Source organism: Shinella sp. S4-D37 (assembly GCF_040812195.1).
Classification (GTDB): domain Bacteria; phylum Pseudomonadota; class Alphaproteobacteria; order Rhizobiales; family Rhizobiaceae; genus Shinella.
The window spans coordinates 863,660-882,109 of record NZ_JBFNXL010000005.1 but is presented as its reverse complement, the minus strand read 5'-3'; the positions used below and the strand labels follow the sequence as shown (position 1 = coordinate 882,109).

Below are 18,450 nucleotides of genomic sequence, written 5' to 3'. Positions count from 1 at the left end.
AGGGGCGCTTACCCCTCGCTGATCACCTGGTTTCCCGAGATCACATGGACCTTGAAGGCGCCGAAAATGCCGGCGGTCTCGCCGGCGGCATAGAGCGCCTGATAGGCATCGTGCGGCACCAGCGCGTGCTTCTCGTAGGCGCTGACGCCCATGCGGGCCGCTTCGAGATCGTTGGTCTCGATGTGGAACTCCTCCTGCGCGGGCGTGGAACTCCAGAAGCCTTTCTGCGCCGGACGCTCGGCCTTGGAGAACACCTCCTGCACCGTCCAGGTCAGAAGCCAGGCATTCTCCGGCTTGCGCACCTTGGAGAGGATCTCGTTGACCCGCTCGTTGTTCTCCGTGATGCCGGCCGAATAGAACGGGCCGAGCACGATGCGGCGCACCTGCTTGGGATGCAGCGTCGGAAAATCCTTGTCGAGATTGGTGGCGATCGTCGCGGGGGTGAGCGAATAGGCACTGTTCTTCAGGGCAAAATCGTCGAAGCGGCTGGCAAGCTCCGGATTGAGCAGGCCGCCGACCGGCAGCGGGATGTCGACGTCCGGATTGAGCTTGCCGTCCTTCGTCACCAGCATGTTGACGACGGTCTCGCTCGAATCCTCGATCGTCGCCATATAGACCATCGGCAGCGTCGCCGTGCCGTCGAAGGCGCCCCAGCAGACGACATAGTAGGGCCGCATGGTCTTCGGGTTGACCGCGACGCGGATCGTCTCCGGCAGCACGAAGGGCGAGAAGATGTCGCCCTTGCCGATCTGCTCCAGATAGAGCCGCTCGGCCATGCGGGACTGGAGATCGCCCGGAAAGGCCTTCTGGCGCAGGATGAAATCCGCCATCTCGCCGCGCAGCTCGTCAGCATTCGGGATCGCGGCAAGCCGCTTTTCCGCGCTCTGCCGGTCGTTCTCCAGTTCCAGCACGTTCTGGAACACCGGAAAGCCGCTCTCGGCGCGCGAGACGCGGAACTGGTCGATGAAGCCGATGCGGTTCTCCCAGCAGGCGAAGGACGCCTTCAGCCGGGCAAGGTAGGGCACCACGACCTCGCCCACCACGGAGTTGCGGTAGAGCGGCGAGTTGCGGTCGGCCAGGAAGATTTCCAGACCGCCGAGGGCGGCGCGGATGGTGGAGAAATATTGCGCGACGGCGCTGTCGGCGGGGGCGTTCATGGCGCAGCATCCTCACGGACGGTCCGGAAATGCCCCTCATCCGGCCTGCCGGCCACCTTCTCCCCGTAAACGGGGCGAAGGAGATATGCCGATCCGGTTTCCTCAAACAATGCGCGGGGCACGTCCCCTCTCCCCGCTTGCGCGGAGAGGGTTAGGGTGAGGGGCAATGGCATGCCTGCAACCATCACTGCTTCACGTAATTGGCGGTATTGTGCTTGTCCATCACCGCCTGGAAGCGCCGGGCGAAGGCGTCGTCGGCGAGTTTCTTGCGGCGCTGGATGTCCTGTGTCGCCAGCATGTTCTTCTCGTGCATTTCGAGGAGATCGCCGATATGGCGCTGCGAGGCCGAGCCGATGCCGGCCATGGTCTCTTCCGCGGCGGTATCGACCTGGCTGCCGAGCGTGTTGATCTTGTGCGCGACGTCCTGCTGGGCGGCCGTCTTCAGCGAATCCTCCAGCGCCTTGTAGAGCACGATGCGCTGCTCGGTATCGATGGTCAGCTTGTTGATCAGCGTATTCTGCGCGGCGATCTGGTTGTTGAGCGAATCGACGAAGGTCTGGAACATCGAGGTGTAGCGCTCCAGCGTCTGGCTTTCGGCCAGAAGCTCCTGCTCCTTCGCCTGCATCATGTTGTACTCGGTCGCCAGCGCCGAGCGCTCGCCCTCGAGGTCCGTGCGGGTCTTCTGGTCGGTCGAGGCGGCGATGCGGTTTTCGAGGTCCATCAGCATCGGGTTCAGTTCCTCGATGCGCTTCTGGGTGGCTTCGAGGTTGGCCATCGTGCCCTTGCGGCGCTCGATGACCTGCACGAGGCTCGCCTCGGAGGTCTTGTAGCGCTGGTCGAGGATCGACTTCTGCTCCTTGAGGATGCCGACGATCGTGTCGGACTTGGAGAGCAGTTCCTGCAGGTTCCCGGCCAGCGACATGTTGCGCACGCGGTCGGTGCGCATGCGCTGCATCTTCTGCTTGGAGAAGATGCCGATGAACTTCTCGTAGCCCGTATAGCTCTTCATGCTCTCGAATTCGGTGCCGAAGACGTTGGTCGCGTCCTCCAGCCCGATGATGAGATCGGCGATGTTGCCCTCCATCACCTTCTGCTGGTTGATGACATCCGAAATCCGGGCGTTCTCGATGTCGAAATTGACGTCGCCGAGCTTGGTGTCCGCCTTGGCGAACTGGTCGAGCACGACGCCCGACTGCTCCATCTTGCCGCGCATCTGGTTGACGACGCTACGGGTCTTCTCGATTTCCGCATCGAAGTTCTGAAGTGTGGCCATGCCTTGTCCCCTTGAAACTCTCCACGGCAGACGTCTGCGCCGCCCGATTTATTCCATCGCGGCAACACTATACGATTTCAGGCTGATAGGAACCTGCCCGACGGCGTTGCCGAACAACATGTGGGACAGGCCGGGCCGCCCGCAAGAGCGGCGCCCAAAATTTTCGGCGCGCGGCTAGTAGCCCGACGGCGCCTTCAGATAGGCGATGAGGTTGGCGATATCCTCCATCTTCTTCAGTCCCGCGAAGGCCATGGCGGTGCCCGGCACCATCGCCTTGGGCGACATCAGGTATTCGGCGATCAGGGCCTCGTTCCACACCCTGCCGCCCTCGGCGAAGGCCTGCATCCTGGCGGAATATCTGTAGTCCGCGACGGAGGCGACCGGCCTGCCGACGATGCCGGCGAGCGTCGGCCCGACGCGGTTGACCGGCTCGACGGAATGGCAGGGCGCGCATTTCTTGAACACCGTCTTTCCCGCGATCGCATCGCCCTCCGCAAGGGCGGGGGCGGCAAGACAGAGGAAGGCGGCCGTGACGAGAGAAAGCTGTTTCATCGTGTGTCCCCTGGCCGCCCTTTCCGCCGTCAGTCGGCGTTCATGATATCGTCCCAGTGGCGGCGGCAATAGGAAACGTACTTGTCATTGCCGCCGATTTCCACCTGCGCGCCTTCGCGCGCCACCTTGCCGTCCGCGCCGAGCCTGACGACCATCGTCGCCTTGCGGCCGCAATGGCAGATGGTGCGCACCTCGCGCAGTTCGTCGGCGATGGCGAGCAGCGCCTTGGACCCGGGAAAGAGCTTGCCCTGGAAGTCGGTGCGCAGGCCATAGGCCATGACCGGGATGTGCAGCCGGTCGGCGACGCGGGCGAGCTGCCAGACCTGTTCCTCGGAGAGGAACTGCGCCTCGTCGACGAAGACGCAGGCAATCTCCCCGCCGCCGTCGCCGTTCAGTTCCTCGACATGCTTGTAGAGGTCGTCGGCATGGTCGAAGGCGATGGCTTCCGAAGTCAGCCCGATGCGCGAGGAGATGCGGCCCTGGCCGGCACGGTCGTCGAAGGAGGCGATGAGGATCGCCGTGCGCATGCCGCGTTCGCGGTAGTTGTAGGATGCCTGCAGGAGCAGCGTCGACTTGCCCGCGTTCATCGTCGCGTAACTGAAATAGAGCTTGGCCATGATTTTCTCCGTCCCCGCCTCATGGCCCGGCAAGGCGCGATTTTCCAGTCCGAAAGGCCGGAAAACCACAGAAAACCGCGCGGCCCGCCTTCTGCGACATCCATGTGCAAAATTGCGAACAGGTCCGAAATTTATTGGACCTTTCAGAGGCTTCCGGCTACGCCAAGATGCTTGAAAGCATGTCGTTTTGATGATTGGCTAAACCATCAGTTATAAGGGGAGCAATAAAATGAAGTCTGCATCACCATTCAAGACCCTTCTTGCCGCAGCCGTATCCGTCCTCGCGCTCGGCGCGGCCAATGTGGCGGCCGCCGAAGCCGAAAGCTGTGGCAAGGTTCGTTTGTCGGACGTGGGCTGGACGGACATCACCGCCACGACCGCCACCGCGACCAGCATCCTGAAGAGCCTCGGCTACGAGACGGAAGTGACGGTCCTGTCCGTTCCGGTCACCTATACCTCGCTGAAGAACAAGGATATCGACGTCTTCCTCGGCAACTGGATGCCGACCATGGAAGCCGACATCAAGCCGTTCCGCGAGGACGGCTCGGTCGAGACCGTGCGCGAGAACCTGGAGGGCGCGAAGTACACGCTCGCGACCAACGCCAAGGGCGCCGAACTCGGCATCAAGGACTTCAAGGACATCGCCACGCAGAAGGAGGCGCTGGGCGCCAAGATCTACGGCATCGAGCCGGGCAATGACGGCAACCGCCTGATCATCGACATGGTCTCCGGCGACAAGTTCGGCCTTTCGGGCTTCGAAGTGGTCGAATCCTCCGAGCAGGGCATGCTGGCGGAAGTCGCCCGCGCCGAGCAGGACGGAACCCCGGTCGTCTTCCTCGGCTGGGAGCCGCACCCGATGAACGCCAACTTCAAGCTGACCTACCTGACAGGCGGCGACGACGTCTTCGGCCCGAACCTCGGCGGCGCGACGATCTACACGAACGTGCGCCAGGGTTATGTCGCCGAATGCCCGAATGTCGGCAAGTTCCTGGCAAACCTCAAGTTCTCGCTGGAGATGGAAAACCAGATCATGGGCAAGATCCTGAACGACGGGCAGGATCCGGAAACGGCCGCGACCGACTGGCTGAAGGCGAACCCCGCCGCCATCGAGCCGTGGCTCGCCGGCGTGACGACCAGGGACGGCAGCGGCGAGGCCCTGCCGGCCGTCAAGACGGCGCTCGGTCTCTAACGGACCAAAACAGGGCGGGAAGGAAACTTTCCCGCCCTTCTTGCCTCCGGATACGGCTGTTCCCGCAAGACTGCGCAAGCGGTTTGCGTTGCGGGTCGCCAGAGGCTCCGGCCGCGCATCGTCAACCTCCAGACTGGGGCTCACTACCGTGGATTGGCTCACCGTCTCCAAAATTCCGATCGGCCCGATCGCCAAGGAAGCCGTCAGCTGGCTGACGACCAACGGCAAGGGACTGTTCGATTTCCTGAAGGTCTTCCTGCAGGCCGGCATCGATGCCGTGCTCTTCCTGCTGCAGGGGCCGTTTTCCAGCGCCGGCGGCAAGTTCGGCTACGCGCTGTTCCTCATCGCGCTCGTGACGGGCCTGAGCTGGTGGTTCCGCCGCTCGATCGGGGTCGCCGCCTTCACCTTCCTCGGCCTCCTGCTCATCGTGAACCAGGGCTACTGGAAGGAGACGACGGAGACGCTGGCGCTCGTGCTGGCGGCAACCGGCGTCAGCATGGCCGTCGGCGTGCCGCTCGGCATCGCCGCCGCCCGCCGGCCCTGGTTCTATTCGATCCTGCGGCCGATCCTCGATCTCATGCAGACGATCCCGACCTTCGTCTATCTCATTCCGGCGCTCATTCTCTTCGGCCTCGGCATGGTGCCGGGCCTCATCGCAACGGTCATCTTCGCCATCCCCGCGCCGATCCGCCTCACCCGCCTCGGCATCATCTCGACGCCGCCCTCGCTGGTGGAGGCCGCCCAGGCCTTCGGCGCGACGCCCGGCCAGGTGCTGCGCAAGGTGGAGCTGCCCTATGCCACGCCGCAGATCATGGCCGGCCTCACCCAGACCATCATGCTCTCGCTGTCCATGGTGGTCATCGCCGCGCTGGTCGGCGCCAAGGGGCTCGGCGTTCCCGTGGTGCGCGCGCTCAACACCGTGAACATCTCCATGGGCTTCGAGGCGGGCCTGTGCATCGTGATCCTGGCGATCATCCTCGACCGTCTCTTCCGCGCCGCCGATGAGGGAGACGCCAAATGACCGACACCGTCGTCTTCAAGAACATCTCCATCATCTTCGGCGACAGCCCGCAAAAGGCGCTCGCCATGGTCGACGCCGGCAAGACGCGCGACGAGATCGGCGCCGAGACCGGCCTGGTGCTCGGCGTGGCGGACGCCACGCTGTCGATCACCGAGGGCGAGATCCTCGTGCTGATGGGCCTTTCCGGCTCCGGCAAGTCAACGCTCCTGCGTGCCGTCAACGGGCTTGCCCCGGTGGTGCGCGGCGACGTGCAGGTGCAGGCCGGCAGCGGCTCGGTGAACCCCTATACGGCCACGCCGAAGGCGCTGCGCGACTTCCGCATGCACACCGTCTCGATGGTGTTCCAGCAGTTCGCGCTGCTGCCCTGGCGCACCGTCGCCGACAATGTCGGCTTCGGCCTGGAGCTTGCCGGCGTGCCGGACGGCGAGCGCAAGGCGCGCGTCGCCGAGCAGCTCGAACTCGTCAACCTCGCCAAATGGGCGGACCGCAAGGTGAACGAGCTTTCGGGCGGCATGCAGCAGCGCGTCGGGCTTGCCCGCGCCTTCGCCACCGGCGCGCCGATCCTCCTGATGGACGAGCCGTTCTCCGCGCTCGACCCCTTGATCCGCACGCGCCTCCAGGACGAGCTTCTGGAGTTCCAGCGCCGGCTGAAGAAGACCATCCTCTTCGTCAGCCACGACCTCGATGAGGCCTTCCGCATCGGCAACCGCATCGCCATCATGGAAGGCGGGCGCATCATCCAGTGCGGCACGCCGCAGGAGATCGTCAAGAACCCGGCCAACCAGTATGTCGCGGACTTCGTGCAGAACATGAACCCGATCAACATGCTGACGGCCGGCGACGTGATGCAGCACGGCGCCTCCGGCGACGGCGGCGTGACGGCGACCGCCGCGCCCGAGACCCCGCTCGTCGATATCCTCGACGCCATGGCCCGCACGCCCGGCAATGTCGGCGTCGTCGACAACGGCACGGTCATCGGCACGATCAACGCGCAGGACATCGTCAACGGACTGACGCGGCACCGCCGGCGGGGGTGACGCCAGGCCAGAGGGGGTGAGCCGAGCAACGAAAGGACCGAACCATGGCACAAGAGGACAAGCCGAGCGTGCTGCGCGAAACCGACGACGACGCCCGGCGCCTTGCCCGCACGCTGCTACGCTCGGCCCGAAGCTGCGCGCTCGCCGTGAACGAGCCGGAAAGCGGCGCGCCCTTCGCCAGCCGCACGCTGACGGGCACCGATACGGACGGCACGCCCGTCATCCTCGTGTCGGCCCTTTCCGTCCACACCCAGGCGCTGCGGCGCGATCCGCGCGCCTCGCTGCTGGCGGGCGAGCCCGGCAAGGGCGATCCCCTCGCCCATCCGCGCCTGACGGTGCTCTGCACTGCCGAGGAAGTCGCGCGCGACAGCGCCGCCCATGCCGCGCTGCGCGAACGCTTCGTCCGCCGCCATCCCAAGGCGAAGCTCTATGTCGATTTCCCGGATTTCGCCTTCTTCCGCCTCGTGCCGCTGCGCGCCCATCTCAACGGCGGCTTCGGCAAGGCCTTCGTGCTGACGGCGGAGGACCTTGCGATCCGCTCCCCGGCCCGCGGCGCGCTTGCCGAGATGGAAACCGGCGCGGTCGAGCACATGAACAGCGACCACGCGGAAGCGGCCGGCATCTATGCCCGCCACTATTGCGGCGCGAAGGACGGCGACTGGATCATCGTCGGGCTCGATGCCGCCGGTATCGACCTTGCCAGCGGCGACAAATTGAAGCGACTGGAATTTTCACACGAACTTGATCAGCCCGCGGAACTTCGCGGCGAGCTTGCGCGTTTGCTTCGGCAAGCAAGGGCGGTGGGCTGAACCGCCTGGCTTTGCGCGCAATCCGCTTGGGGCGCCTCTCCCGGCCAGGGAAGGCGGCCGTCGTCCTGCGTGCGGCGTACCCCCATTTCTGACACTTGATGAGGGGTATTTTGTTTATATGCTAACAAGCGGATTCAAAAAAATTGATTGTTTGAAGCGGAAACGCCCAAAGGAGTTTCAGATGGACAAGATTTCAGACGCAGAACATGCGCAGGCCGAAGTTGCATCCGACTTTCTGTCCGCCATGGCCAATCCGAAACGTCTGCTCATCCTGAAGGTCCTGGTCGAGGGCGAAATCGCCGTCGGCGCCTTGGCGAACCAGGTCGGCCTCAGCCAGTCGGCCCTGTCGCAGCACCTGTCGAAGCTGCGCGCCCAGAATCTGGTGACCACCCGCCGCGATGCCCAGACCATCTACTATTCCAGCAAGTCGGACGCCGTGCTGACCATTCTCGACGCGCTGGAGCGCATCTACCAGGCCCCCGGCAACGGCGCCTCGGAAAAGAAGCTGCGCATCGCGTGAACACCTACGACGGACCCAAATCGCAACGCTCCGGCCGAAATCCGGGGCGTTTTGCATGGACCCATCCGCTTGACGGGTCCGGACACCTTGATAACTTGACCAGCGGGTAAAAATCCCGCCGCCGGAACGGCCCCGCTTCCCAAGGCCCGGTATTTCAAGGATCACGGAGAGACCGCATGTCCAACCGCCTCAACACCCCCAACGATCTGCGTGCCTTCTGGATGCCGTTCACGGCGAACCGGCAGTTCAAGAAGGAGCCGCGCCTCTTCGTCGGCGCCAAGGACATGTATTACACGACCCATGACGGCCGCCAGGTGCTCGACGGCACCGCGGGCCTGTGGTGCGTCAATGCCGGCCATTGTCGGCCCAAGATCACCGAGGCGATTCGCGAACAGGCCGGCGAACTCGATTATGCGCCCGCCTTCCAGCTCGGCCATCCGAAGGCCTTCGAGCTTGCCAACCGCCTGGTCGACATCGCGCCCGAGGGCATGGACCACGTCCTCTACACCAATTCCGGCTCCGAATCGGTGGAGACGGCGCTGAAGGTGGCGCTCGCCTATCACCGCGCCAAAGGTGACGGTTCGCGCTCCCGCCTGATCGGCCGCGAGCGCGGCTACCACGGCGTCAATTTCGGCGGCATCTCCGTCGGCGGCATCGTCTCCAACCGCAAGATGTTCGGCACGCTCTTGACCGGCGTCGACCACATGCCGCACACCCATTTCCCGGACAAGAACGCTTTCTCGCGCGGCGAGCCGGAACATGGCGGCGACATCGCCGGCGAATTGCAGCGCATCGTCACGCTGCACGACGCCTCGACCATCGCCGCCGTCATCGTCGAGCCGGTCGCCGGCTCCACCGGCGTGCTCATCCCGCCGAAGGGCTACCTCCAGAAGCTGCGCGAGATCTGCACGCAGCACGGCATCCTCCTGATCTTCGACGAGGTCATCACCGGCTTCGGCCGCCTCGGCGCCCCCTTCGCCGCGCAGTATTTCGACGTGAAGCCCGATATCATCACCACCGCCAAGGGCCTTACCAACGGCGTGATCCCGATGGGCGCGGTATTCGTGACCTCCGAGATCCACGACGCCTTCATGAACGGGCCGGAGCACATGATCGAGTTCTTCCACGGCTACACCTATTCCGGCAACCCGATCGCCTGCGCCGCCGCCCTCGGCACGCTCGACACCTACAAGGAAGAGGGCCTCCTGACCCGCGCCGCCGAGCTCGCCTCCTATTGGGAAGACGGCCTGCATTCGCTGAAGGATTGCCCTAACGTCATCGATATCCGCAATGTCGGCCTGATCGGCGCCATCGAACTGGCCTCCATTCCCGGCGAACCGACCAAGCGGGCCTTCAACGCCTTCCTCAAGGCCTACGAGAAGGGCCTGCTCATCCGCACGACGGGCGACATCATCGCGCTCTCCCCGCCGCTCATCATCGAGAAGCGCGAGATCGACGAACTGTTCGGCAAGCTGCGCGAGGTGCTGCAGAACAATATCTGATCCGAAAAGCCGCCCTCTCGCGAAGTGCTCCCGCGGCCGGACGGGCCTTGCAAGTCCGGCCGCTTTTAGCGCTATTGTGCGCGGCGAAAACCTCGAGGGCGAGCCCATGGCGACCATCACCCGCATCAAGAACGACCTCCTGTCGATCGACGTGTCCTCGCTCGGCGCCGAAATGCAGTCGATCACCACCCGCGACGGCGCGGCGTGGCTGTGGAACGGCGACGCCGCCTTCTGGACGGGGCGCTCGCCGGTGCTCTTCCCGATCGTCGGCAAGGCGCCGGACGATACGATCCTTGTCGACGGCAAGCCCCATGCGATGGCGCAGCACGGTTTCGCAAGGCGCCGGGAATTCCAGCTGACCGCCGCGAGCGACACGTTCTGCCGATACGGTCTGGAAGCCTCGGAGGAAACCCGCGCCGTCTATCCGTTCGAGTTCCGGCTTTCCGTCGAGCACCGCCTGGACGGGCGGGTCCTTACGGTCGCCGCCGAGGTGGAGAACCACGGCGAAACCACGATGCCCTTCGGCTTCGGCTTCCACCCCGCGTTCGCCTGGCCCCTGCCCGGCGCGGCGGGAAAGCCGCATGTCGTGACGCTCGACAATGGCGGGGAGCCGCGGCGCCAGCCCCTGGCAAGCGGGTTGTTGTCGCAGGACCGCACCCCCTCGCCCTTCGCGGCGGGCCGGCTCGCCCTCTCCCCCGACCTCTTCGCGAACGACGCGCTGGTCTTTCCGGACGGGGCGGGCGACGGTCTCGTCTACGGCGCCGAAGACGGCCCCGCATTGGCCTTCCGCTTCGAGAACCTGCCGAACCTTGCGCTCTGGACCAAGCCCGGCGCGCCGTTCCTCTGCGTCGAGCCCTGGCACGGCACGGCGGCGGAAAGCGGCGGATCGCGCGAATTGCGGGACCGCCCCTACACGAGCGTGCTTGCGGCCGGCGGGCGCGCCCGCTTCGCCTTCACCGTCGCCTTCCCGGCCTGAGCCGGCGGGCACAATTCGAAGCGATAGCCTTTTTCTCTTGTCGCCGCCCCGCTAGAATCTCCCGCAATGGAATCGGGAGACTTCGCCATGGCCGACTTGGAACGCTTCATCGATCAGGGAACCGGCCGGGAACCCGCCGATATCGTCCTGAAGGGCGGGCGGTTCTTCGATCTCGTGACGGGCGACCTCGTCGCCTCCGACATCGCCGTCTCGGGCGACCGTATCGTCGGCACCTGCGGCGACTATGAGGGACGCGCGGAAATCGACATTTCCGGCCGCATCGTCGTGCCCGGCTTCATCGACACGCATCTCCATATCGAATCCTCGCTCGTCACCCCGCACGAATTCGACCGCTGCGTGCTGCCCTACGGCGTGACGACCGTGATCTGCGACCCGCACGAGATCGCCAATGTGCTCGGCACCGAGGGGATCGAGTTCTTCCTCGACAGCGCGCTGGAAACGATCATGGACATCCGCGTGCAACTGTCGAGCTGCGTACCGGCGACGCATCTCGAAACGTCGGGCGCGGATCTGCCGATCGAGCGCCTGCTGCCCTTCCGCGACCATCCCAAGGTGATCGGCCTTGCGGAGTTCATGAATTTCCCCGGCGTCATCCACAAGGACCCCGTCTGCCTCGCCAAGCTGGAGGCCTTCCAGGGCGGCCATATCGACGGCCATGCGCCGCTGCTCTCGGGCAAGGATCTCAACGGCTATCTTGCCACCGGCATCCGCACCGAGCACGAATGCACCACCGCCGAGGAGGCGCTGGAGAAGATTCGCAAGGGCATGCATATCCTCGTGCGCGAGGGCTCGGTGTCGAAAGACCTGCTGGCGCTGCTGCCGATCGTCACCGAGCGCCTGTCGCCCTTCATCGCGCTGTGCACGGACGACCGCAACCCGCTCGACATCGCCGAGCAGGGCCATCTCGACTACATGATCCGCACGGCCATCGGCCATGGCCGCGCACCGCTCGCCGTCTACCGCGCCGCCTCGATCTCGGCGGCCAGGGCCTTCGGCCTGAGGGATCGCGGCCTCGTCGCGCCCGGCTGGCGCGCCGACCTCGTCGTCGTCGACACGCTGGAGACCTGCAAGGCCGAGATGGTCTTCTCCGCCGGTCGCAGGGTGGACGATGCGCTCTTCGCCACGCGCAGGCCCGTCGCCCCGGTGGGTCTCGACAGCGTCAAGGCCCGGCCGGTCGCCGCCGCCCATTTCGCCGTGCCCGTCACCGACGGCGAGACGCCGGTCATCGGCGTCCTGCCGGGCAAGATCATCACCGAGCACCGCCGCTATCGCCTGCCCGCGAAGGGCAACCAGACGACCGTCGATCTTGCGCAGGACATCATCAAGGTCGCCGTCATCGAGCGCCACGGCAAGAACGGCAACCATGCCAACGGCTTCGTGCAGGGCTTCGGGCTGAAGAAGGGCGCCATCGCCTCCACCGTCGGCCATGACAGCCACAATATCTGCGTCGTCGGCGTCGACGAGGACGACATGGCGCTCGCCGCCAACCGGCTGGGCGAGATCAAGGGCGGTTTCGTCGTGGTGGAGGACGGCAAGGTAACGGGCGAGATCGCGCTGCCTATCGCCGGCCTGATGAGCCTCGAACCCTACGAGATCGTCCGCGACACGCTGCACCACCTGCGCCAGGCCGCCTTCGCGCTGGGCGCCACGCTGGAGGAACCCTTCCTCCAGCTCGCCTTCCTGCCCTTGCCGGTGATCCCGCACCTGAAGATCTCCGACCGGGGGATGGTGGATGTGGACCGGTTCATGCTGATGGGGTGAAGAGCAGCGCGCGACGTCCGATCAAGGCACTTTGCGCCGAAGACGCCTGCTCGAAACTCGGGTAAATTCACCGGGGAAACCGATCCGGGAGACCGGAATGCCCATTGTCTTCACCCACAGGAACCTGAAGTTCTTCTTCTATTCGAACGAAGGCGATCCGAGGGAACCCTTGCACATCCATGTCCGGGGCGGTGGAGCCATCGCGAAAGTGTGGCTGGAACCGTTGATCGGCATCGCCGAAAGCCGCGGCTTCAACAGCAAGGAGCTTTCTGCTATCCTGCGCCTCGTCATCGACAACAGGCAGCTCATCGAGACAAGGTGGCATGAATATTTCGGCAACTGAGATTCACTTCGACGATGACACGATGTGGGTATCGCTGGAAGATGGCCGGACGCTCGGCATTCCACTTGCCTGGTTCCCTCGTCTTCTCACTGCCGACAAGGCCGCGCGCCTCGACTACGAACTCAGCCCCGGCGGTATTCACTGGGATCACCTGGACGAAGACATCTCGATCGCCGGGCTCCTCGCCGGTCGTGGCGACCAGACGCTGAAGCGTCCGGCCGCCTGATCTTCACAACCGCACGCAGGCCATATCCAGCCCGTCCAGCTCGATCGTCCCGTCCTTCAGCTTCGCCCCGAAGCCGGGCACCGACAGGGGCGCGCCGAGCTTCAGCGACTTGGCCGGCACGAATTCGGCCTTTTCATGCGTGAGGTTGAAGACGAAGAGCAGTTTCTCGCCGCCTTTCTCGCGGGTGAAGGCGAGAATGTCGTGGTTGGAATGCAGGAAGGACATGTCGCCGTCGTGCAGGGTCTCGTGTTCCCTGCGGAAGGCGAGCGTGGCGCGATAGTGGTTGAGCACCGAGCCGGCGATCTTTTCCTGCAGGTCGACGGCGAGCCGGACATGGTCCGGCGGCACCGGCAGCCAGGGTTTTCCCGTGCTGAAGCCGGCATGCGCCTCGCGGTGCTGCCAGGGCATCGGCGTGCGGCATCCGTCGCGGCCCTTGAAGGCCGGCCAGAAACGGATGCCGTAGGGATCGCGCAGGTCCTCGAAGGCGAGATCGGCCTCGGTGAGGCCGAGTTCCTCGCCCTGGTAGAGGCAGATCGAGCCGCGCAGGGTCGACAAGAGGGTGATGGCGAGCTTGGCGACGCGCTCGCGCTCTTCCGGCGCGCGGATGAAACGGCTGACATGGCGGTTGACGTCGTGGTTGGAAAAGGCCCAGCAGACCCAGCCGTCCGTCACCGCGCGCTGGAAGCTCTGCACGCATTTGCGCACATGGTCGGCGGTGAAATCCGGCCCGAGAAGGTCGAACGTGTAGCACATGTGCAACTTGTCGCCGCCGCTCGTATAGTCGGCGACGGTCTTCAGCGAGCGGGCGCCGTCGCCCACCTCGCCCACCGTGGCGCGCCCCTCGTATTCGTCGAGCAGATCGCGGAACCGCTTGAGGAAAGCCACGTTCTCCGGCTGCGTCTTGTCGTAGCGATGGGTCTGCATGCCGTAGGGATTGACGTCGGGCGCATCGAGGCCGGGCGCATCGGGATCGGGCTCGTGGGGCGGGTTGTCGCGCAGCTTCCTGTCGTGGAAGTAGAAGTTCACCGTGTCGAGGCGGAAGCCGTCCACGCCGCGGTCGAGCCAGAAGCGCACGGTCTTCAAAAGCGCATCCTGCACATGCGGATTGTGGAAATTGAGGTCGGGCTGCGAGATCAGGAAATTGTGCATGTAATATTGCTTGCGCACGCCGTCCCATTCCCAGCCCGGGCCGCCGAAGATCGACAGCCAGTTGTTGGGCGCCGTGCCGTCCGGCTTGGGATCGGCCCAGACATACCAGTCCGCCTTGGGATTGCTCCGGCTGGACCGGCTCTCGACGAACCAGGGGTGCTGGTCCGACGTGTGCGAGATGACCTGGTCGATGATGACCTTGAGGCCGAGGCGATGGGCCTCCGCCAGCATGGCGTCGAAATCGGCCAGCGTGCCGAACATCGGGTCGACATCGCAATAGTCGGAGACGTCATAGCCCATGTCGGCCATCGGCGACTTGAAGAAGGGCGAGAGCCAGATCGCATCGACGCCGAGCGAGGCGATGTGCCCGAGCCGCTTCGTGATGCCCCGCAGGTCCCCTATGCCGTCGCCGGTCGTGTCCTGGAACGAGCGGGGATAGACCTGGTAGATCACCGCCCCGCGCCACCAGTCGTCAGCCTTCTTGCGGGGCTTCGCCATGCCTCTTCGCTCCGGTTTGCAGTTGCCGTGGGCAAGATGTAACGCGGCCTCCGCCGGGCGTAAACGGCGGGCACCCCGATTTTTCGAAGCCCGATTTTTCGAAGGTTGACGCGGGCCGGGTCGATCGGGATGATGCCGACCAATTCCAGAGAGAAGGTTGACCCCATGACCGATGCCGTCACCCTTTCCCCGCAGGATGCGCGCGACCTCGCCCGAACGGCACTGGTGCGCGTCGGCATGGCGGAGGCCGCGGCGACGGCCCTCGCCGAGGCGACCGTCGAGGCGGAACTGGCGGGCAAGCCGGCCGTCGGCTTCAGCCACCTGACGGATTATCTCAGAAGCCTGGTGGACGGCAGGATCGAAGGCAAGGCCGAGCCGCTCATCACCTCGCCCGTGCCGGCCATCCTGAAATGCGACGCGATGGGCGGCGTGGCGCAGCACGGCTTCGAGGTTGCGCGGGAAGAGCTTGCGTCGAAGGCGAAAACCTTCGGCATCGCTGTCCTCACGGTCTGCAACAGCTACACGACCGGGGAACTGGGCTGGTATGCGGCAAGCCTTGCGAGCGAAGGCCTCGTCGCCGTCGTCGCGACCAACAGCCATGCGGTGATGGCCGGAGCCGGCAGCCGCCATCCGGTCTACGGCACCAATCCCCTCGCCTTCGCCGCGCCGCTCGAGGACGGCGGGCTCCTGCTGATCGACCAGTCGTCGAGCGCGACCGCGCTGGTCAACATCCGCGCCGCCGCCGCGCGCGGCGAGCCCATCCCCGACACCTGGGCGGTCGATCAGGACGGGCAGCCGACGACCGACCCCTTCGCCGCCATGCAGGGCGCGCTGACGGCCTTCGGCGGCAGCCGCGGCGCCAACATCGCCCTGATGGTCGAGATCCTGGCCGCCGGCCTCACCGGCGGCAACTGGTCGCTCGACGCCGCCGATTTCCAGGCGGGCGACACCTCGCCCGGCGTCGGGCTGTTCGTCCTGGCACTCTCGCCGCAACTCTTCGCCGACAATTTCCCGGCCCGGATGGCGCAGCAGGCGGACAGGCTGTCGGCGGACTACGGCGTGCATGTGCCCGGCCTCGACCGGGTGAGACGGCGACGCGAGGCGGAAAGCGCAGGCATCCGCTTGCCCCGCCAACTCTTTGACAGTATTTCCTCTTTCCGGCGGAACTAGCCGGGAGGACCTTGGAACATGACGGCACGATTGCTCACGATCGGCGAATGCATGGTGGAACTGATGCAGGCCGAGGGCGGCCTCATGCGCAAGAGCTTCGCCGGCGACAGCTTCAACACCGCCTATTATGCCCGCCAGTACCTGCCCGACGACTGGGACGTCGACTATTTCTCGGCCGTCGGCACAGACATGATCTCCGACGAGATGCTCGCCTTCATGGCCGGCCACGGCGTCGGCACGGGACATGTCGCACGCATCGAGGGCCGCTCGCCCGGCCTCTACATGATCCATCTGAAGGATGGCGAGCGCAGCTTCTCCTACTGGCGCTCCGCCTCGGCCGCAAAACTCCTGGCGCGCGACGGCGACCGGCTGCGCGCGGCCATGGACGCCTCCGATATCGTGGTCTTCTCCGGCATCACGCTGGCGATCCTGCCGGCCGAGGATGTCGAGACGCTGCTCGCCGAATTGCGCCGCGCGAAGGCTGCGGGAAAACGCGTCGTCTTCGACCCGAACATCCGCCCGCGCCTGTGGGACGACGCCGGGCGCATGCGCGCGACGATCACCGCGGGCGCGCGGGCCGCCACGCTGGTCATGCCGAGCCTCGACGACGAGACGACGCATTTCGGCGATACCGGGCTAAAGGAGACCATCGCCCGCTACCGCGCGCACGGCGTCGACGGGCTTGTCGTGAAGGACGGCGCCGAGGGCGCGACCCTCGTCTTCGGCGAAGAACGCAGCCATGTGCCGTCCGCGAAGGTGGAAAAGATCGTCGACACGACCAGCGCCGGCGACAGCTTCAACGGCGCCTTCCTCGCCCGCCTTGCGGTGGGCGCCACGCCGGAAGAGGCCGCCCGCTTCGCCGCCGATGTCGCGGCCGCGGTCATCCAGCATCACGGCGCGCTGGTGGCGAAGGACAAGCTGCCGGAGGGCTGAGGGCGGTCGTGACGCTTTGGAAGCAGGCGTTGCCGCCCCTCATCCGGCCTGCCGGCCACCTTCTGCCCGCAAGCGGGGCGAAGGGGATATGCTGTGCCGGTTTCCCCAACCAATGCCCGCAAGCGTGGCAAGTCCCCTCTCCCTGCTCGTGGGAGAAGGTTAGGGGCAAAGGGGGCGCTCAGCGCTTCTTCTTCGCCTTGCCCGCGAACGGGTTGTCCGAGGCGCGGAAGTGGATGCGGATCGGCACGCCCGGCAGGTTGAAGTCGTTGCGCAGGCCGTTCGTCAGGTAGCGGATATAGGATTCCGGCAGCGCGTCGGGACGCGTGCAGGAGATCATGAAGCCCGGCGGGCGGGCCTTCACCTGCGTCATGTATTTCAGCTTCAGGCGGCGGCCGGAGACGGCCGGCGGCGGGTGCTGCGTCTGCTGCGCATCCAGCCAGCGGTTCAGCTTGGCGGTGGAGATACGGCGGTTCCAGGTGCGGTCCGTGTCGATGACGGCCTGCATCAGCTTGTCGAGGCCGCGGCCCGTCTGGCCGGAGACCGGCACGGCGCGGATGCCGCGCGCCTGCGGCAGCAGGCGATCGGTCTTTTCGCGCAGTTCCGCCAGCACCGCCTGCGGGTCGTCGATCAGGTCCCACTTGTTGAAGGCGAGCACGGCGGCGCGGCCCTCGCGCAGCACGAGGTCGACGATCTGGAGGTCCTGCTTCTCGAAGGGGATGGTCGAATCGAAGACGATGACGACCGTCTCGGCAAAGCGGATGGCGCGCAGGCCGTCGGCGACGGAAAGCTTCTCCAGCTTCTCCTGCACCTTCGCCTTGCGCCGCATGCCGGCCGTGTCGAACATTTTTATCGTGCGGCCCTTCCAGTCCCATTCGACGGAGATCGAATCGCGCGTGATGCCGGCCTCGGGACCGGTCAGCAGCCGGTCCTCGCCGAGGAAACGGTTGATCAGCGTGGACTTGCCGGCATTCGGGCGGCCGACGATGGCGACGCGCAGCGGCTTCGTCTCGTCATATTCCGGCTCGAAATCCTCGTCCTCTCCGGCGCCCTCGGCGGCCGCCTCGGCGCGCAGATCGACGTCGGTGACGGCCTCGTCCTCCTCGGGGAAGGCCCTCTCCTCGCCGATCGCCGCGACGATGGCGTCGCGCAGGTCCAGCATGCCCTGGCCGTGCTCGGCGGAAATCGCCGTCGGCTCGCCGAGGCCGAGCGTGAAGCTGTCGTAGAAGCCGCCGTCGGAGCCGCGGGCCTCCGATTTGTTGGCGACCAGCACCACGGGCTTGCCCCTGCGGCGCAACATGTCGGCAAGCGCCTGGTCGACCGGCGTCAGGCCCATCTTGGCATCGACGACGAAGAGCGAGAGGTCCGCCTCGTCGATCGCCGCCTCCGTCTGGGCGCGCATGCGGCCCTGCAGCGTATCGGGCGCGGCCTCCTCGAGGCCGGCCGTGTCGATGATGCGGAACTTCAGGTCGACGAGCCGCGCATCGCCGGGGCGGCGGTCGCGGGTAACGCCCGGCGTATCGTCGACAAGCGCGAGCTTCTTGCCCACGAGCCTGTTGAACAGGGTGGACTTGCCGACATTGGGGCGTCCGACAATGGCGACGGTGAAGCTCATGGATGTGTTCCGTTTCGGTGGCCGGCTAAAGCAGTTCCGGTAAAAGGGCGAAGCGGTCTTTCATCCGGAACTGCGTCAAAAACG

Annotated in this window: 18 protein-coding genes; 12 read left to right on the top strand and 6 right to left on the bottom strand. The window is 65.6% G+C overall.

Annotated features, from left to right (window positions below; translation table 11 throughout):
• Positions 1-8: 8 nt before the first annotated feature.
• The 4 genes from AB3G45_RS11735 to AB3G45_RS11720 form a co-directional block, all read right to left on the bottom strand.
• A complete protein-coding gene (locus AB3G45_RS11735) occupies positions 9-1,157 on the bottom strand; it encodes a hypothetical protein (protein WP_367830721.1) in 1,149 nt (382 codons plus the stop codon).
• 184 nt (positions 1,158-1,341) lie between these two features.
• On the bottom strand, positions 1,342-2,430 hold the full coding sequence (locus tag AB3G45_RS11730; RefSeq protein ID WP_367830720.1) for a hypothetical protein: 1,089 nt from the start codon (positions 2,428-2,430) through the stop codon (positions 1,342-1,344).
• 174 nt (positions 2,431-2,604) lie between these two features.
• Complete coding sequence (locus tag AB3G45_RS11725) at positions 2,605-2,982, bottom strand: cytochrome c family protein (RefSeq protein WP_367830719.1); 378 nt, start codon at positions 2,980-2,982, stop codon at positions 2,605-2,607.
• A 29-nt stretch (positions 2,983-3,011) separates the two neighbouring features.
• Entirely contained in the window at positions 3,012-3,599 is a 588-nt protein-coding gene (locus AB3G45_RS11720) for a thymidine kinase (protein ID WP_367830718.1), read from the bottom strand.
• 229 nt (positions 3,600-3,828) lie between these two features.
• Between AB3G45_RS11720 and AB3G45_RS11715 the strand changes: the two genes are divergently transcribed.
• The 10 genes from AB3G45_RS11715 (at position 3,829) to AB3G45_RS11670 (ending at position 13,004) form a co-directional block, all read left to right on the top strand.
• A complete protein-coding gene (locus tag AB3G45_RS11715; protein WP_367830717.1) occupies positions 3,829-4,788 on the top strand; it encodes a choline ABC transporter substrate-binding protein in 960 nt (319 codons plus the stop codon).
• 148 nt (positions 4,789-4,936) lie between these two features.
• On the top strand, positions 4,937-5,809 hold the full coding sequence (choW, locus tag AB3G45_RS11710; protein ID WP_367830716.1) for a choline ABC transporter permease subunit: 873 nt from the start codon (positions 4,937-4,939) through the stop codon (positions 5,807-5,809).
• Positions 5,806-6,846, top strand: a complete 1,041-nt coding sequence (gene choV, locus AB3G45_RS11705) for a choline ABC transporter ATP-binding protein (protein ID WP_367830715.1) — start codon at positions 5,806-5,808, stop codon at positions 6,844-6,846. Before choW ends, choV begins: the two co-directional genes overlap by 4 nt.
• 44 nt (positions 6,847-6,890) lie before the next feature.
• Positions 6,891-7,655: a HugZ family protein gene (locus AB3G45_RS11700; protein ID WP_367830714.1), complete on the top strand. Its 765-nt coding sequence runs from the start codon at positions 6,891-6,893 to the stop codon at positions 7,653-7,655.
• 181 nt (positions 7,656-7,836) lie between these two features.
• A complete protein-coding gene (locus AB3G45_RS11695) occupies positions 7,837-8,175 on the top strand; it encodes an ArsR/SmtB family transcription factor (RefSeq protein ID WP_367830713.1) in 339 nt (112 codons plus the stop codon).
• 176 nt (positions 8,176-8,351) lie between these two features.
• Complete coding sequence (locus AB3G45_RS11690) at positions 8,352-9,677, top strand: aspartate aminotransferase family protein (RefSeq protein ID WP_367830712.1); 1,326 nt, start codon at positions 8,352-8,354, stop codon at positions 9,675-9,677.
• Positions 9,678-9,783: 106 nt separating this feature from the next.
• Entirely contained in the window at positions 9,784-10,653 is an 870-nt protein-coding gene (locus AB3G45_RS11685) for an aldose 1-epimerase family protein (protein ID WP_367830711.1), read from the top strand.
• 87 nt (positions 10,654-10,740) lie between these two features.
• Entirely contained in the window at positions 10,741-12,435 is a 1,695-nt protein-coding gene (gene ade, locus AB3G45_RS11680; RefSeq protein ID WP_367830710.1) for an adenine deaminase, read from the top strand.
• A 97-nt stretch (positions 12,436-12,532) separates the two neighbouring features.
• Entirely contained in the window at positions 12,533-12,778 is a 246-nt protein-coding gene (locus AB3G45_RS11675) for a DUF4160 domain-containing protein (RefSeq protein WP_367830709.1), read from the top strand.
• Positions 12,759-13,004, top strand: a complete 246-nt coding sequence (locus AB3G45_RS11670) for a DUF2442 domain-containing protein (protein ID WP_367830708.1) — start codon at positions 12,759-12,761, stop codon at positions 13,002-13,004. The genes AB3G45_RS11675 and AB3G45_RS11670 overlap by 20 nt, the downstream gene beginning before the upstream one ends.
• A 3-nt stretch (positions 13,005-13,007) precedes the next feature.
• On the opposite strand, the gene AB3G45_RS11665 is transcribed toward AB3G45_RS11670, so the two are convergent.
• The gene (locus AB3G45_RS11665; RefSeq protein WP_367830707.1) at positions 13,008-14,651 is read right to left on the bottom strand and encodes an alpha-glucosidase family protein; all 1,644 of its coding nucleotides are present in this window, start codon (positions 14,649-14,651) and stop codon (positions 13,008-13,010) included.
• A gap of 165 nt (positions 14,652-14,816) precedes the next feature.
• On the opposite strand from AB3G45_RS11665, the gene AB3G45_RS11660 reads away from it, so the two are divergent.
• Together AB3G45_RS11660 and AB3G45_RS11655 are read left to right on the top strand one after the other, a co-directional pair.
• Positions 14,817-15,821: an Ldh family oxidoreductase gene (locus AB3G45_RS11660; RefSeq protein WP_367830706.1), complete on the top strand. Its 1,005-nt coding sequence runs from the start codon at positions 14,817-14,819 to the stop codon at positions 15,819-15,821.
• Between the two features lie 18 nt (positions 15,822-15,839).
• Positions 15,840-16,754: a sugar kinase gene (locus tag AB3G45_RS11655; protein ID WP_367830705.1), complete on the top strand. Its 915-nt coding sequence runs from the start codon at positions 15,840-15,842 to the stop codon at positions 16,752-16,754.
• 178 nt (positions 16,755-16,932) lie between these two features.
• Here the strand turns inward: AB3G45_RS11655 and der are convergent, their stop codons facing one another.
• Positions 16,933-18,366, bottom strand: a complete 1,434-nt coding sequence (der, locus tag AB3G45_RS11650) for a ribosome biogenesis GTPase Der (RefSeq protein ID WP_367830704.1) — start codon at positions 18,364-18,366, stop codon at positions 16,933-16,935.
• Positions 18,367-18,450: the final 84 nt, after the last annotated feature.

What these genes read in the sequence shown, in the direction of transcription:
- AB3G45_RS11660 (WP_367830706.1), top strand. Translation starts at nt 14,817, where the DNA reads ATGACCGATGCCGTCACCCTTTCCCCGCAGGATGCGCGCGACCTCGCC.
- AB3G45_RS11730 (WP_367830720.1), bottom strand. Translation starts at nt 2,430, where the DNA reads ATGGCCACACTTCAGAACTTCGATGCGGAAATCGAGAAGACCCGTAGC.
- AB3G45_RS11735 (WP_367830721.1), bottom strand. Translation starts at nt 1,157, where the DNA reads ATGAACGCCCCCGCCGACAGCGCCGTCGCGCAATATTTCTCCACCATC.
- AB3G45_RS11725 (WP_367830719.1), bottom strand. Translation starts at nt 2,982, where the DNA reads ATGAAACAGCTTTCTCTCGTCACGGCCGCCTTCCTCTGTCTTGCCGCC.
- AB3G45_RS11665 (WP_367830707.1), bottom strand. Translation starts at nt 14,651, where the DNA reads ATGGCGAAGCCCCGCAAGAAGGCTGACGACTGGTGGCGCGGGGCGGTG.
- AB3G45_RS11670 (WP_367830708.1), top strand. Translation starts at nt 12,759, where the DNA reads ATGAATATTTCGGCAACTGAGATTCACTTCGACGATGACACGATGTGG.
- AB3G45_RS11700 (WP_367830714.1), top strand. Translation starts at nt 6,891, where the DNA reads ATGGCACAAGAGGACAAGCCGAGCGTGCTGCGCGAAACCGACGACGAC.
- AB3G45_RS11715 (WP_367830717.1), top strand. Translation starts at nt 3,829, where the DNA reads ATGAAGTCTGCATCACCATTCAAGACCCTTCTTGCCGCAGCCGTATCC.
- ade (WP_367830710.1), top strand. Translation starts at nt 10,741, where the DNA reads ATGGCCGACTTGGAACGCTTCATCGATCAGGGAACCGGCCGGGAACCC.
- AB3G45_RS11675 (WP_367830709.1), top strand. Translation starts at nt 12,533, where the DNA reads ATGCCCATTGTCTTCACCCACAGGAACCTGAAGTTCTTCTTCTATTCG.
- AB3G45_RS11655 (WP_367830705.1), top strand. Translation starts at nt 15,840, where the DNA reads ATGACGGCACGATTGCTCACGATCGGCGAATGCATGGTGGAACTGATG.
- choV (WP_367830715.1), top strand. Translation starts at nt 5,806, where the DNA reads ATGACCGACACCGTCGTCTTCAAGAACATCTCCATCATCTTCGGCGAC.
- der (WP_367830704.1), bottom strand. Translation starts at nt 18,366, where the DNA reads ATGAGCTTCACCGTCGCCATTGTCGGACGCCCCAATGTCGGCAAGTCC.
- AB3G45_RS11695 (WP_367830713.1), top strand. Translation starts at nt 7,837, where the DNA reads ATGGACAAGATTTCAGACGCAGAACATGCGCAGGCCGAAGTTGCATCC.
- AB3G45_RS11685 (WP_367830711.1), top strand. Translation starts at nt 9,784, where the DNA reads ATGGCGACCATCACCCGCATCAAGAACGACCTCCTGTCGATCGACGTG.
- AB3G45_RS11720 (WP_367830718.1), bottom strand. Translation starts at nt 3,599, where the DNA reads ATGGCCAAGCTCTATTTCAGTTACGCGACGATGAACGCGGGCAAGTCG.
- AB3G45_RS11690 (WP_367830712.1), top strand. Translation starts at nt 8,352, where the DNA reads ATGTCCAACCGCCTCAACACCCCCAACGATCTGCGTGCCTTCTGGATG.